Source organism: Alphaproteobacteria bacterium LSUCC0396 (genome assembly GCA_041228345.1).
Taxonomy (GTDB): Bacteria; Pseudomonadota; Alphaproteobacteria; order Puniceispirillales; family Puniceispirillaceae; genus UBA3439.
This window is the reverse complement of record CP166131.1, coordinates 735107-749168: the sequence shown is the minus strand read 5'-3', so window position 1 is coordinate 749168 and position 14062 is coordinate 735107. Positions and strand designations below refer to the sequence as shown.

Sequence of the window (14062 nt, the reverse complement as noted above, 5' to 3'; positions counted from 1 at the left end):
TATGTCTGCTGAGAAGTTTCAAAATCCGGTTGTGCGATGGATTGACCATCGGTTGCCGGTCTTTTCCATGCTTGATCATGAAAAGTATGATTATCCGGTTCCAAAGAACCTGAACTATATGTGGAATTTTGGTGTGCTGGCCGGTATGGCGCTGGCCATCATGATCGTCACCGGCATTGTGTTGGCGATGAGCTATACTGCGCATGTTGATTATGCGTTTGAATCAGTCGAGCGGATCATGCGTGACGTGAACCATGGCTGGCTGATCCGTTATATTCACATGAATACAGCGAGCTTCTTCTTTATCGTTGTCTATATCCACATTCTACGCGGCCTCTACTATGGGTCGTACAAAGCCCCGCGTGAATTGCTGTGGATTTTGGGCGTGGTGATTTTCTTGCTGATGATGGCGACTGCCTTCATGGGCTATGTGCTGCCTTGGGGCCAGATGAGCTTTTGGGGTGCGACAGTGATTACCAACCTATTCTCGGCAATTCCGGTTGTTGGTGACAGCATTGTGACGCTGCTTTGGGGCGGGTTTTCGGTTGATAACGCAACCTTGAACCGGTTCTTCTCGCTGCATTATCTGCTGCCATTCGTGATTTCTGGCGTGGTCGTTCTGCATATTGTGGCGCTGCACCGGTTTGGATCGAACAACCCGATTGGTATTGATGCCAGCGGCCCGCAAGATACAATCTCGTTCCATCCTTACTATACAATGAAGGATATGGTCGGTATTGCGGTTTTCTTGCTGCTGCTTGCAATGACCGTGTTCTTCTTCCCGAACGCAATGGGTCACCCGGATAATTACATTCCAGCCAATGCGATGCAGACACCAGCGCACATCGTGCCTGAATGGTACTTCCTGCCTTTCTATGCGATCTTGCGGGCAGTGCCTGACAAGCTGGGCGGCGTGTTGTTGATGTTTGGTGCGATTGCGGTGCTGTTCATCCTGCCGTGGCTGGATAAATCACCAGTTCGCTCGGCGCGGTTCCGTCCGTTATTCCGTATCTTCTTCTGGCTGTTCCTGATTGATGCTATTTTGCTGGGCTATCTTGGTGGCAAGCCGGCTGAGGGAATTTATGTCACATTGTCACGGATTGCGACGGCGTGGTACTTCCTGCATTTCCTCGTCATCCTGCCGTTGTTGAGCATGTTCGAAACAACGAAACCTTTGCCAAAATCCATTTCGGAACCGGTACTTGGATCATCGGGGAGGTCAGCGTAATGTTGAAACGTATCTTTGCAGCAATCCTTGCCTGCACATTGGCAGGCCCAGCAATGGCAGCCGGTGGTAATGTTGAGCTTCAGCAACGCGATTGGAGCTTTTCAGGGCCGTTTGGAACCTTTGACAAAGCCGCTATGCAGCGTGGGTTTCAGGCCTATCGTGAAGTGTGTGCTGGGTGCCATTCACTCGAGCTGATTGCGTTCCGCAATTTTGCCGACCTTGGCTATAATGATGCCGAGATCAAGGCGATTGCCGCACAATATGAGGTGCAGGATGGCCCGAACGACGATGGCGAGATGTTTATGCGTCCCGGTATCGCGGCCGACCGTATTCCATCGCCTTACCCGAATGACAATGCAGCTCGTGCCGGTAACAACGGTGCCTTGCCGCCGGATCTGTCATTGATTGCCAAGGCACGTGCGAATGGCCCGGATTATCTTTTCAGCCTGCTTGCCGGTTATAAAGAGGCCCCTGAGGGCGTAACCGTGCCTGAGGGTATGCATTACAATGCAGCCTACCCTGGTAATTTGATTGCAATGCCACAGCCGTTATATGGCGAGGATGTGACCTATAGCGACGGTGCCGATAATTCGGTTGATGCGATTTCCAGCGATCTCGTGCAGTTCTTGATGTGGGCAGCTGAGCCAAAGATGGAAGTGCGCAAGCGGATCGGTGTTGCCGCGGTATTCTTCCTCAGCATCTTTGTGATCTTCTCATACCTCGCAAAGCGTCGGGTGTGGGCAGACGTCCACTAAGCAGCACTAAAACAAGATCATAAAAAAACCCCGTCAATGTGGCGGGGTTTTTTCTTGTTTGGAATTTTGCGCGGCTCTTTTCGAGCCAGTATCAGCATTAGTGCCTAGACGTTAAAGCGGAAATGGAACACATCGCCATCAACGACTTTATACTCACTACCCTCGATGCGCAGCTTGCCAGCTTCCTTGGCACCATTTTCGCCTTTGTATGACACATAATCATCATAGGCGATGGTTTCAGCACGAATAAAGCCGCGCTGGAAATCAGTATGAATAACGCCGGCGGCCTGCGGGGCGCGGGCGCCTTTGGCAACGGTCCAGGCGCGGGCTTCTTTCGGGCCGACAGTGAAAAAGGTCAAAAGATCAAGCAGGCTATATCCGGCTCTGATCAGGCGCGCCAGCCCAGCCTCTTCAAGGCCTAATTCGCCCAGAAACTCGGCTTTATCAGCTTCGTCCAACTGAACAATTTCGGCTTCGATTGCAGCTGACACAATTACAGAAGCGGCCCCTTCGGCGGCAGCTTTTTCGGCAACCCGCTGGCAATATTCATTGCCAACCGCAGCATCGCCTTCAGCAACATTGCAAACATAGAGAACCGGCTTTGCGGTGAGCAGCTGTAGTTGGGGAAGGCGCAGGGTTTCATCGTCGGTCAGGCTCTTTGTACTGCGGGCGGGCAGGCCATCCAATAGATGCGCAAAGATCTTTTCCATTAGTGCCAGATCGGCTTTGGACTCCTTGTCGCCGCCGCGTGATTTCTTGACAAGCGCAGCCATGCGGCGTTCTAGCGAGTCAATATCGGCAAGCATCAATTCAGTTTCGACAGTGGCGGCGTCACGAACCGGATCAACATCACCATCGACATGGGTAATCTCACTATCTTCAAAACAACGCAACACATGGGCAATCGCGTCAACCTCGCGGATATTGCCAAGAAACTGGTTGCCAAGACCTTCACCTTTGGAGGCACCACGGACAAGGCCGGCAATATCGACAAATTCCAGATAGGTTGGGATGATGCTCTTTGAGCTGGCAAGCGCAGCAAGCGCGCTAAGACGCAGGTCAGGTACTGCCACCCGGCCTGTATTAGGCTCGATTGTGCAGAAAGGGTAATTTGCCGCCTCTGCTGCCGCTGTCTCGGTCAGGGCGTTGAACAGGGTTGATTTTCCTACATTTGGCAGGCCAACGATGCCACAATTAAATCCCATATCTGGTAAACCCCATATCCGTTAAATGCTGTTTTTGCTTAAGTCTGTTTTGGTCGGGTGGAGACAGGACGGTCTTTCTTTTCGTCTTCATTACCGTCTTTATCACCTGAAGAACCCGTTTGCGGGGCCGGTGCCAGATAGGCAACACGGCTCATAAAACCGCCATCATCATGTGTCACAAGCCGTTCGGCCTCATCAGAGATTGCCTCAAGCAAGCGTGCAAGCCAGCCCGATCGCTCGTCATTACCAAAGTCGGCCAAAACCCATGATTTTACATCCATAGCATCATGTGGCGGGCGACCAATGCCGATGCGAACACGCCAGTAATTAACGCCCATATGCCGGTCAATATCGCGAAGGCCATTATGCCCGCCATGCCCACCGCCGGCCTTGACCCGCAACCTTCCCGCAACGAGATCAAGCTCGTCATGGAATACGAAAATGTCATTAATGTCGATCTTGTGAAACCGCGCAATCTCGGCAATTGGAAGGCCGGATTTGTTCATAAAGCTCTGCGGCTTCACAAGAATGATTTTTTCTGACCCGATACGGCCATCGCTGATCAGCGATGCCCCCTTTTTTTTCCAAGGGGTAAACCCATGCTGATCGGCAAGATGATCAAGGGCCATGAACCCGACATTGTGCCGGTTGATGGCATATGATGATCCGGGATTTCCCAGTCCTGCAAAAAGACGCATGATTGTCCCGTTTTGGGTTGGATAGGCTGATGCCTATTCGTCGGATGCCTCAGCGTTTTCAGCTGCGGCGTCACCGCCACTATCGCCCTCGGCGTCGTCCTCGTCTTCGTTCTTCACGCCGCCGCCCGGTGAGGCGATGGTCGCGACGGTAAAGTCACGATCAGTGATCGTCGGGGTGACACCATCTGGCAAGTCGATGGTGCTGATATGAACCGAGTCACCAATCTTTAACCCGCTAAGGTCAACTGTGATCTTTTCCGGAATTGTTGTTGCCGGACACAGCAGTTCAACCTCGTAACGAACAACGTTCAGAACGCCGCCGATCTTAATACCCGGGCAATCATCTTCGTTGATAAATTCAACGGCAACCGCAACTGCAACTTTGGCTGAACCTGATACGCGCAGGAAATCCATATGAAGAATGTTATCGCTCACCGGATGAAACTGAATATCACGTGTCAGAACGGTGTGACTGTCTTTGCCAACCTTGATATCAAGCAACCGGCCGAAAATGCCAGGCTGATGAATGATCTTGGAGATCTCACGGGTTTCTAGGGTGATGCCCAATGGTTCCTTTTTGTCGCCATAAATGACGGCAGGGACTCGACCTGCACGGCGTACCGCACGGGCGGACCCCTTACCGACCCGTTCGCGCTGTTCTGCGCTAATGGTTGTATTGTCAGACATTGCTAACTCCTTTTTATAAAACAATGTACCGCGCCTCCAGGGGTGCGCGGCAGCGGAGATATAGGCTGATTACTGGAAAAATACAAGCTTTTTTGCGTTTTCACGCGCGAATCAGACAGTGCCTTAAAACAGTGTTGAGACCGAACGTTCTTCGTTGATCCGCAGCATCGCCTCACCCAATAACGGGGCGATAGATAATTGCCGGATATTGCGGGCAACGCGGACTGCTTCGGTGGCTGGAATCGAGTCTGTTGTCACCAGCGAGTTAAGCGGTGATGCCGCAACACGGCTGACCGCACCACCTGATAAAACCCCATGCGTAACATAGGCATCAACCGACAGGGCGCCAGCCTTCATCAGGGCGACCGCAGCGTTGCAAAGCGTGCCACCGGAATCGACGATATCATCAACCATGATGCAATGGCGGTCTTCAACATCGCCAATGATGTTCATGACTTCAGACACGCCTGCCTTTGGGCGGCGTTTATCAATGATCGCAAGATCAGCCTCAAGCCGGCGGGCGAGTGACCGTGCCCGCACAACGCCGCCAACATCAGGTGAAACAATCATCAGCTTAGAGCCGTCATAACGTTCCTTGATGTCGCTAACGAAAACCGGAGCGGCAAATAAATTGTCGGTTGGGATATCAAAAAAGCCCTGAATCTGGCCAGCGTGCAGATCAATCGTTAAAACGCGATCGGCGCCAGCAGAGGTGATCAGGTTCGCCAGCAATTTTGCAGAGATAGGCGTGCGTGGGCCTGATTTGCGGTCTTGGCGCGCATAGCCGTAATACGGGATAACAGCGGTAATTCGGCGGGCAGAGCCGCGTCGCAGTGCGTCAAGAGCGACCAGCAATTCCATCACATTATCATTCGCCGGAAAGCAGGTCGATTGCACAACAAAAACGTCTTCACCGCGAACATTCTCGCCAATTTCGACGAAAACCTCCATATCGGCAAACCGTTTCACATCGGCTTTGGTAAGCGGGACATCCAAATAGGCGGCAATGGCTTCCGCCAACGGCCTGTTGCTATTGCAGGATAAAATCTTCATACATCAAAACCTTGTGTAGGATGACCCGTGATGGCTCCGGCACTTGCTATAGCAATCAGCCACGCTACGGGCAAGAAGATAAGCCGCAATTTCGCCAAAAACTATGCGGTTATGTCTAGCTGATGACGCAGGACGCCAGCAGCGCAAGAAACATCAATCCAAGGAAAATATATAGATGCGGCATGATTGCTGCCCCCTCAACTAGGTTTCACCGATGGGCGTTTTCACAAGGCCTATGGCCGAAATTTGTCGTCCCGAGTTAGGTAAAGCGGCGTGTGTTGCCTGCCGGTGGGAAAATAGGCCAGATGATTCGCCATATGTGTCGATGCCAAGATCATGCAGTTTGGTCAGCCCCGCCTTTCGCAGGCGTGATTGCACAAATCCGGGAAGATCAAAGCGGTATTTATCGTCGATATCCGGCTGAAAAAAATGATCGGCGTCGTTATCGGCGGCTAGAACGCTTGTGCGCAAATCATCGCCCACCTGATAGCTGGCTTGCTGGATCGAAGGGCCGATAACGGCCTCGATATCTGCCGCTGCTGCGCCTTTGTTCATCATTGCTGTAATGGTGGCCTCCAAAACCCCATTAACCGCACCGCGCCAACCCGCATGTGCCGCGCCAACAAGGCCAAGCGCGGGAACAGCAAAAAGCACTGGCACGCAATCGGCGGTCAATATTGCCAACAGGCAGTTTTCTGCATCTGTGATGAGGGCATCAGCGGCGGGGCGGGCGTCTTTGCTGGCATCGGTGGTGGCGGTGATTTCAACAACGCTGGCCGAATGGGTCTGGCGAAGGCCAAACATCTGTTCAGGACGAAACCCAAGGCTGGCACCGACACGGCGCCGGTTTTCAGCAATCAGTGCCGGTTGATCATCTGAGCCAAAGCCACAATTTAAACTTTGATAAAGACCGGTGCTGACGCCCCCATTGGCGGTGAAAAATCCATGCCTGATTTGCCCAGCATTATTTTGCCGGTTACTATTTTGCGCGCTACTGGCTTGATCCGTCAGCCAATCATCATGTTGATAGCATTGAGGGCCGCCCGCGAGCGTTACTGGCATTTTTCTGCTCATTTGGCTGTTTCCGTTTCATCTGCAACTGCAAATCCCGGCGGTAACCCGTTTCCGGGCGGCAATAACAACCCGACCTTGAACGCCGATCCCATTTGATGGCTGCTCACCAAACGGTCAACCGCGGCAAGCAGGCCGCGGCGGGTCTCGGCATCGGCCAGTCTTGCTAATGCCTCGGTGCGCTGGGCAATGCCAATACCGCGGAGAAAGTCGCCTTGGGTAACAGGCCCGACAAGACGCGCACCAGCCGCAATTGCGGCGCGGCGCAAGGCACCGAAATCAACCCAATGCGATAAATCGGCATCGCCTGGTTGATAGAAAACGTCAACTGGCTGATGGTTAGCAACCGCTTGCAGGCTGTCGCCACTTGACCCATCACGCCCGTAATCGACAATCAAACACGCCCCCCCATAAGTCGCAATATGGCGCGCCAGCTTGCCGGTATATTGATCGGCAATGGCGCAATATTCGGCAATGGTGCCAGCGGCTGGCAGGGCGCCCGCGGGTGCTGATAAATGCCACTCATCAAGCTCGGCCTCGCTAAGAGCCGGCCCATTAACGAAGCCAAGCCGGTGATCAACAAGCCCGACAAGCCGGTGATGCCATGCGCCGGTTTTGCTGGTTTCGGACTGCCGCCAAATGGCCTGATTTATCGGTAGCGCATCAAAAAACTCATTGGCAATCCCAAAGATCGGCCGCGCAGGCAGGTCGTCCAGATCCTGATGCCAATAAAGCGCGGCATCGCCAAGCCGGTCACTTTGGCGTTTTCGCAAAGCTGGACTGGTTTCCACGAGATGCACCGGCGCGGCGGCGAGGGGCGGCATGATTTGAGCCCACGCATGACGCATATCAGCCATTAAACTGCCACGCCCCGGCCCGAGCTCAAGAATTGCCGGATTATCGAGGTTGGCGAGGTCGGCCATATGGGCAAGATATAGCCCGCACATCTCGCCAAACAGACCAGAAATCTCGGGTGCAGTGGTAAAATCGCCTGATGCACCCAGCGGGTCCTGTTTCTGGTAATAGCCATGTTCAGCATCGCCAAGCGCAAGGTCAATATAGCTGGCAAGGGTTAGCGGCCCGTGGCGCCTGATCTGATTTGTGATATGATCAGATAGCACGCTATCAACAATGGTGGCGATCTTGTTTGCCATTTATCTGCCCGACTGCCAGCTTTGGCGCAGCAGATAAATGCCGATCATCATCATTGGCAGGGATAATATCTGCCCCATGCTTAGCCCACCTGCCAACAATCCGATATGGGCATCGGGCTGGCGCACAAGCTCGACAAGGAATCGCGCTGCACCGTAGCCAGACAAGAACACACCGCTGAGGCGTCCATGCGCGCCAAGCCATCCCCGCCGCCAGAAAACATACATCGCAATACCAAGCAAAACCCCCTCAAGACCAGCCTCATAAAGCTGGCTTGGGTGACGCGGTTGACCATCGCTATTGGGAAAAATCATGGCCCACGGCACATCGGTAACACGGCCATAAAGCTCGGCATTGATGAAGTTTGACAAGCGCCCCAGAAACAGGCCAATCGGCGTGACCATTGCCACCCTGTCGGCCACAGCTAAAAGCGGAATTTTATGGCGCCGTGACATGACATAAAGCGCGGCAGCAACGCCGATTAGTGCCCCATGAAATGACATGCCGCCCTGCCAGACGTAAAAGATCGCGATCGGATTGCTCAGGTAAAAACCCGCATTATAGAAAAAGACATAACCAAGACGTCCGCCAAGAATAATGCCGATCAGCAAATAATTAAGCAGCCGGTCAGTCTGATCAGCAGTCATCACCGCGGTTGCAAGGCGGGTTTCGCGGCGCAAAATATAAATGCCAATCAACAGACCGGCAATATAGGCAAGCGCGTACCAGCGAATACCAAAATCCCCGAACTGAACCGCAAAGACATTGAATTCGGGAAGCGTGATGGCACTAACAAGGTAATCAACGGGTACCGGCTGAATGATCATGTGATGTCTTTCGGTCTTTCCACTGCGCTGGATTGGCTTTGGTTATCTTGATTTGGGGTCGCCAAGATGATTTGTTCCTATCCTCGGCGGTTGCATCCTTACTCTAGCGGCATTATTTATGATAAGGAACATAAGGCACAAAAAAAGATCGCACGAATTAAAGATTGTGTAATTTACAGATTGTGTAATTTACAGATTGTTTGGGCAAAGATGGTGGCTGGTACCATCCGGATTACCGCTTTTTTGGCAGGCAGGATCGTAACAGGAGATTTATCATGGCACCGCGTTCAAATTTCATCGCAGATATTGCACAAATGGCAAATGGTGCTGCATCGGCATTTGGCGGAATGCGCGAAGAGGTGGATAACCTTATTCGCCAGCGTATGGAACGCAGCCTGAATGCGCGCGGCCTTGTGACGCGTGAAGAGTATGATGCGCTGCGTACCCGCCATGAAGCGCTGGCGGCACGGGTAGCATTTCTCGAATCGACGATGCTAAAAGAGGCCGAGTCGGCAGATAAGGCGGCGCCACCCGCGAAATCAGCAAAAAAGCGCAAAACAGGTGCAAAAAATAGTGGCAAATAATGCGATAATGCAATAGCCGCGAATCAGCGGAAAAGGCCGAAAAACCACAAATTGATGTGGGTCTCTTGCCATTGAGCCACAAAATATTGTGTTGAATTAGATTGAATGCGCGATCCGAATTTGACATTTTAGCGATGGTCGTCGGCAATAAAGCCGAGCCTGGATTTCGGAACGCGTCGCATGGCACCAAGCCAAAATCAGCATGACATTCTTCTTGGCGATCCAATCGAACTGGTCACGCGTTTTGTGACTAATCAGGATTGGTTGTTGCAGCGGCGCGCCGAAAATGCGGTGCTTGTCGAGGTGCCGGGCAAATGGTGCGATTATCAGCTTGCGGTAACGTGGCAGCATAATGAAGAGGCGATGCAGGTTACCTGCAGGATAGATGTTCGCTGTGAAAATGACCGGATGGGTGATATTGCCCTGCTGGCGGCGTTGCTGAACCAGCAGATTTTCATGGGGCATTTGGCCCTTGATATTGGCACCGGCGAATTGGAATTACGGCATACATTGCCACTTCGCGGTGCCGGTGGGGCAACGCCCGAACAAATTGAAGACGTCGTCGATATCATGCTTGGTGAGTGTGAACATTGCTTTCCGGCAATCTATCAGGTGGCACAAGGCGCGCTATCCGCAAACGATGCCGCTGCAGCAGTGATGTTCACCACCGAGGGTGAGGCCTAGAGATTATGGCAACGCAGCAAATCACGCTGTTGGGATGCGGTAAAATGGGCAGCGCAATGCTGGAAGGATGGCTTGCCGACACGAGCCTTGCAGCGAATTTTACCATTATTGAACCCTACCAAGACCATCTAGGCTGGCTGGATGGCCAACCGCGTGTCCGGATCTATGCCGATTGTGCGGCGGCGATTACTGATGGCGCTCCTGACAGCACCATGATTGTGCTGGCGGTAAAGCCGCAAATGATGGATGAGGCTATTGCCGCACTTGGCGCGCTGGCGCATGACCAATGTGCTTACCTTTCGATTGCTGCGGGTATCTCGACCGGCTGGCTGAAACAGCGGCTTGGCGATCAGGCGGCGGTGATGCGTGCGATGCCCAATACGCCGGCGGCGGTTGGCAAGGGGATCACGGCGTTATTTGCTGATGCACCTCAAAGGGTGCGTGATCTGGCAACACAGCTTTTGACGGCGGTCGGACAAGTTGTGCATTTGCAAGATGAAGGGCTGATGGATGCGGTGACTGCGGTTTCCGGTTCGGGGCCTGCTTATGTTTTCTTGCTGGTTGAGGCGATGAGCACGGCAGGTATCAAGGCCGGACTTCCCGACGATTTGGCAAAAGAACTGGCAATGGCAACCGTTTGCGGTGCCGTTGCCTTGATGGCAGCAGTAGATACGCCGCCGTCCGTGCTGCGCGAAAATGTTACCAGTAAAGGCGGTACTACTGCGGCTGCTCTGGCGGTTCTGATGGCTGATGATGGTCTTGAAGCGCTGATGACAAAGGCTGTTGCGGCGGCAAAGGCGCGGTCAATCGCGCTTGGCAATTAGGCCTATTAGCAGAGACGCATATCTGTAGCTTAGATTAGTTCCTATTCTGTGCTAGCATGGAGCATGGTCAGGATGATGGCGGCAATTTTTTTTTGGTGTCATCTAGCTAGCTGGGTTGCGTTTTGATGAAAAGGATGTCTGATGTCGCAGGATACCACCTCGCCAAACATGAATGATGAAAAACGAGCGGAGCTTGCTGATGCTGCTTGGGCGCTGTTGGCGACCCATAATATTGACCAGATCGAGCTGGAAATGGTTTCTGACATGGCCGGTATTGATCATGGGCTTGCCGGTGCAGTTGGGGGCAGTGTGCAACGTCTGCTATTGGCGAAAATGGCCGCGCTTGATCATCAAACAGTGCTTGAAACCTATGGTGATATTCAACATGAAGACACGGTATCGATCCGTGAAAAGATCATTGAAGGCCTGTTGCACAGGTTTGAAACCTACGCGCCTTATCGCCAGCAGATTGAGAATCTAAATCGTGCGGCGCGGCGCCACCCGGAATTGGCATTGCGGCTGTTTGATGGATTAGAAGCCGTGGTTCGCAGGATTCTGGTAATGTCAGGTGATCCGGTGCGGGGGCTACAGGGAATGCTGCGGGTCAAGGGCGTGATCGGCGTGGTTTTAACCGTGGCGCGGGTCTGGATGAAAGACGACGGCGCAGACCTTGCTGCGACAATGAAGGCGCTTGATAATAACATGACTAAGGCAGAGGAATGGGGCCATAGTCTGCGGCTGTTTGCAGATGACCGGCGCGGTGATCAGGCAGGGTCAGCTGCCGGCGATGATTATGGTCATGATAGAGGTCGTCGGGGCGTTGATAATGACTGACGCCTCATATGATGATTTCTTAAAACTGGATATACGCTGCGGTAAAATTATTGCCGTCTTGCCGTTTCCCGAAGCGCGCAAACCCGCCTATAAGCTGGAAATTGACTTTGGCGCGCCAGTTGGGGTGCGAAAATCATCAGCACAGATTACCAAACATTATCAGCCCGAGGATTTGGTCGGCAAGCAGGTTATGGCAGTGGTGAATTTCCCGCCGCGGCAGATTGGGCCGTTCATGTCGGAGGTCCTAACCCTTGGGGTGCCTGATGCGGATGGTGAGGTGGTGCTGGTGACGCCGGATCAAATTGTGCCAGCTGGTGGCAAGCTGTTCTAATTTAAAGCCAGCATGCCAGTTTCGAGGGAAAATTTAGACCGGCAGCTTGATGACGACGCGCAAGCCGCCGAAGGGCGAGTCGCCGAGGACGAGCTCACCGCCATGGCTAAGAATAATGTCGCTGGTGATTGATAATCCAAGACCAGCCCCGCCAGTACGTCGATTCCGCGATTCCTCAAGCCGGATAAACGGGCGGATCGCATCGGCGCGGCGTTCTTGCGGGATGCCAGCGCCATTATCGTCAAAGGTAATAATCACCTCGTCATTGCGCAGCCGGATCGAGACAACGGTCCTTGACGAATAGCGGATTGCGTTTGAAATGATGTTCGCAAAGGCACGCTGAATAGCATTTCGGCGCATCGGAAAGACCGGAATATCATCTTTAACCGGCGACAGGGCAATGTCGAATTTATGCGCCTTACGCGCTTGGGTGACAAGCCGGTCCAGCATCTCATCAATGGCTATGTCTTGCGGATTTTCGTCGCCTTCTCCAGCGGCAAATGCAAGATAGCCACCAATCATTTCTTCCATCTCGCTGATATCGCTGCCAATTGCTTTGGTGTCAGCACTATCTTTCATCAGCGCCAGTTGCAGCCGCATCCGGGTGAGGGGGGTGCGTAAATCATGGCTAACACCGGCCAGCATTTCGGTTCGTTCGTTCAATTGCCGCATTATCCGATACCGCATTGCCTGAAATGCCCGGCCAGCCAGCCGCACTTCACGCGCCCCCTCCAGCCGGTAGTCGGGGGCCGTCCGCCCAAGGCCAAGCTGGCGCGCAGCCGAAGCCAAACGATGGATCGGCCGTACTTGCCCGCGCAAGAACATCAGCGCAATGCCAAACAAAATGATTGAGCTGCCAACCGTCCAGCTGATAAAAGTCCAGCTGGTCGAGCTGAAGATCCGTTTGCGACTGGCATAAATCCGCAACACACCGTTTTCCATTTGCAAATCAACAAAGATCAGATTGGGATGACTGCTGGTATCAAGAACCCATGGCTGGGCAAGCCGGTTTTTCAATTCGCGTCGCAGCATCGTTTCGGCATAGCTTTCAGGCGGGCCAAGCGGCTTGTTCGGCAAAATTGCATCATTCTGAAAATGGATTGGAAAGTTAAAATATTGCCAGCCTTTGTTCGTCACAGCCTCAACCGCAGCCTGATCGGGGCGGGTGCCTAAATTATCAATCAGCAGGCCTATTTCGCCTGCAAGATTTTGCGCCATATGACGCGTAACCGTATCCCAATGGCGCTCATAGAAAATAAATACGGTAATCACCTGCACGAAAATCATTGGCACAAGGATGATTGATAACATCCGGCCAAACAGCGTTTTAGGAAGAAACTCGCGCAGCTGCATAATCAACCCCGCCTAACGCTGTGGTGGGGTGCTGTCGGTGCGCAGCATCCAGCCGTGGTTCCGAACAGTCTGTAAATAGACAGGGTGACGGGGGTCGGGTTCCAGCTTGCGCCGAAGCCGGGCAACCGCAACGTCAATCGAACGGCCCTCCATGCGCCCCTCAAATGCTGCGCCCAGATCATCGCGCGACAGGATTTGATTGGGGTGTTTACCAAAGCTGGTCAGCAATTGCTGCTCGGCAGTGGTGATATGCAACCGCTCGCCTGATTTGGATAGCATGCCGGTATCGGGGTCAAACAGAAATGGCCCGAAATTGACCAGTGTATTCACATTTTCGCTGGCACTGTTGCGTTGCAGGATACGCTTGATCCGCAAAACTAATTCACGCGGCTCAAACGGTTTTGACATATAGTCATCAGCGCCCGCCTCCAGCCCTTCAATGCGATTTTCTGTATCCGACTTTGCGGTCAGAAACAGCGCCGGAACCGTGTTTTCTTTCCGGATACCTGCTAGAAATTCGAGGCCGGTTTCCCCCGGCATCATAATGTCGACAACGAGTAAATCAAAGGCAACGCCTTCTAGAATGCGGCGTGCATCACTGGCATTACCGGCGTCGGTGACGCGAAAGCCGCTTTCTTCAAGAAACCGGCGAAGCAGGACACGAAGCCGTTCATCATCATCGATGACTAGGATGTGATGCTTCGACATACAGTCCCTCAATGGTTGGGTGCCAAAAACGATATCGGCACAGGTTAGGTCACTTTAGGACAAGCTGG

At 53.0% G+C, this 14062-nt stretch carries 16 protein-coding genes; 7 read left to right on the top strand and 9 right to left on the bottom strand.

Annotation, left to right across the window (positions count from 1 at the left end):
- The first annotated feature begins 1 nt into the window (after position 1).
- On the top strand, positions 2-1228 hold the full coding sequence (locus AB8881_03795) for a cytochrome bc complex cytochrome b subunit (GenBank protein ID XDZ64016.1): 1227 nt from the start codon (positions 2-4) through the stop codon (positions 1226-1228).
- Entirely contained in the window at positions 1228-1983 is a 756-nt protein-coding gene (locus AB8881_03790; protein XDZ64015.1) for a cytochrome c1, read from the top strand. Before AB8881_03795 ends, AB8881_03790 begins: the two co-directional genes overlap by 1 nt.
- Before the next feature lie 104 nt (positions 1984-2087).
- Here the strand turns inward: AB8881_03790 and ychF are convergent, their stop codons facing one another.
- From ychF to lgt, 7 genes are all read right to left on the bottom strand, one after another.
- The gene (ychF, locus tag AB8881_03785; GenBank protein XDZ64014.1) at positions 2088-3188 is read right to left on the bottom strand and encodes a redox-regulated ATPase YchF; all 1101 of its coding nucleotides are present in this window, start codon (positions 3186-3188) and stop codon (positions 2088-2090) included.
- A 38-nt stretch (positions 3189-3226) separates the two neighbouring features.
- Complete coding sequence (gene pth, locus AB8881_03780; GenBank protein ID XDZ64013.1) at positions 3227-3886, bottom strand: aminoacyl-tRNA hydrolase; 660 nt, start codon at positions 3884-3886, stop codon at positions 3227-3229.
- 33 nt (positions 3887-3919) lie between these two features.
- Positions 3920-4573, bottom strand: coding sequence for a 50S ribosomal protein L25/general stress protein Ctc (locus tag AB8881_03775; GenBank protein ID XDZ64012.1), 654 nt, complete (start codon positions 4571-4573; stop codon positions 3920-3922).
- Between the two features lie 123 nt (positions 4574-4696).
- Positions 4697-5626 carry a ribose-phosphate pyrophosphokinase gene (locus AB8881_03770; GenBank protein ID XDZ64011.1) on the bottom strand — a complete coding sequence of 310 codons (930 nt, stop codon included), beginning with the start codon at positions 5624-5626 and terminating at the stop codon, positions 4697-4699.
- A gap of 201 nt (positions 5627-5827) precedes the next feature.
- Positions 5828-6688 (bottom strand): peptidoglycan editing factor PgeF, encoded by an 861-nt coding sequence (gene pgeF, locus AB8881_03765; protein XDZ64010.1) that lies wholly within the window; start codon positions 6686-6688, stop codon positions 5828-5830.
- Positions 6689-6696: 8 nt separating this feature from the next.
- Entirely contained in the window at positions 6697-7851 is a 1155-nt protein-coding gene (locus AB8881_03760; protein XDZ64009.1) for a class I SAM-dependent methyltransferase, read from the bottom strand.
- On the bottom strand, positions 7852-8676 hold the full coding sequence (lgt, locus tag AB8881_03755) for a prolipoprotein diacylglyceryl transferase (GenBank protein ID XDZ64008.1): 825 nt from the start codon (positions 8674-8676) through the stop codon (positions 7852-7854).
- A gap of 275 nt (positions 8677-8951) precedes the next feature.
- Here lgt and AB8881_03750 point away from each other — a divergent pair, with 275 nt between their 5' ends.
- The 5 genes from AB8881_03750 (at position 8952) to AB8881_03730 (ending at position 11933) form a co-directional block, all read left to right on the top strand.
- Positions 8952-9260 carry an accessory factor UbiK family protein gene (locus tag AB8881_03750; GenBank protein ID XDZ64007.1) on the top strand — a complete coding sequence of 103 codons (309 nt, stop codon included), beginning with the start codon at positions 8952-8954 and terminating at the stop codon, positions 9258-9260.
- Between the two features lie 180 nt (positions 9261-9440).
- A complete protein-coding gene (locus AB8881_03745; protein XDZ64006.1) occupies positions 9441-9944 on the top strand; it encodes a YbjN domain-containing protein in 504 nt (167 codons plus the stop codon).
- A 5-nt stretch (positions 9945-9949) separates the two neighbouring features.
- Positions 9950-10768: a pyrroline-5-carboxylate reductase gene (proC, locus tag AB8881_03740; GenBank protein XDZ64005.1), complete on the top strand. Its 819-nt coding sequence runs from the start codon at positions 9950-9952 to the stop codon at positions 10766-10768.
- Between the two features lie 141 nt (positions 10769-10909).
- The gene (locus tag AB8881_03735; GenBank protein ID XDZ64004.1) at positions 10910-11602 is read left to right on the top strand and encodes a hypothetical protein; all 693 of its coding nucleotides are present in this window, start codon (positions 10910-10912) and stop codon (positions 11600-11602) included.
- Complete coding sequence (locus AB8881_03730) at positions 11595-11933, top strand: tRNA-binding protein (GenBank protein XDZ64003.1); 339 nt, start codon at positions 11595-11597, stop codon at positions 11931-11933. Before AB8881_03735 ends, AB8881_03730 begins: the two co-directional genes overlap by 8 nt.
- A 33-nt stretch (positions 11934-11966) precedes the next feature.
- On the opposite strand, the gene AB8881_03725 is transcribed toward AB8881_03730, so the two are convergent.
- The gene (locus tag AB8881_03725) at positions 11967-13286 is read right to left on the bottom strand and encodes an ATP-binding protein (GenBank protein ID XDZ64002.1); all 1320 of its coding nucleotides are present in this window, start codon (positions 13284-13286) and stop codon (positions 11967-11969) included.
- 12 nt (positions 13287-13298) lie between these two features.
- On the bottom strand, positions 13299-13994 hold the full coding sequence (locus AB8881_03720) for a response regulator (protein ID XDZ64001.1): 696 nt from the start codon (positions 13992-13994) through the stop codon (positions 13299-13301).
- Between the last annotated feature and the right edge of the window lie 68 nt (positions 13995-14062).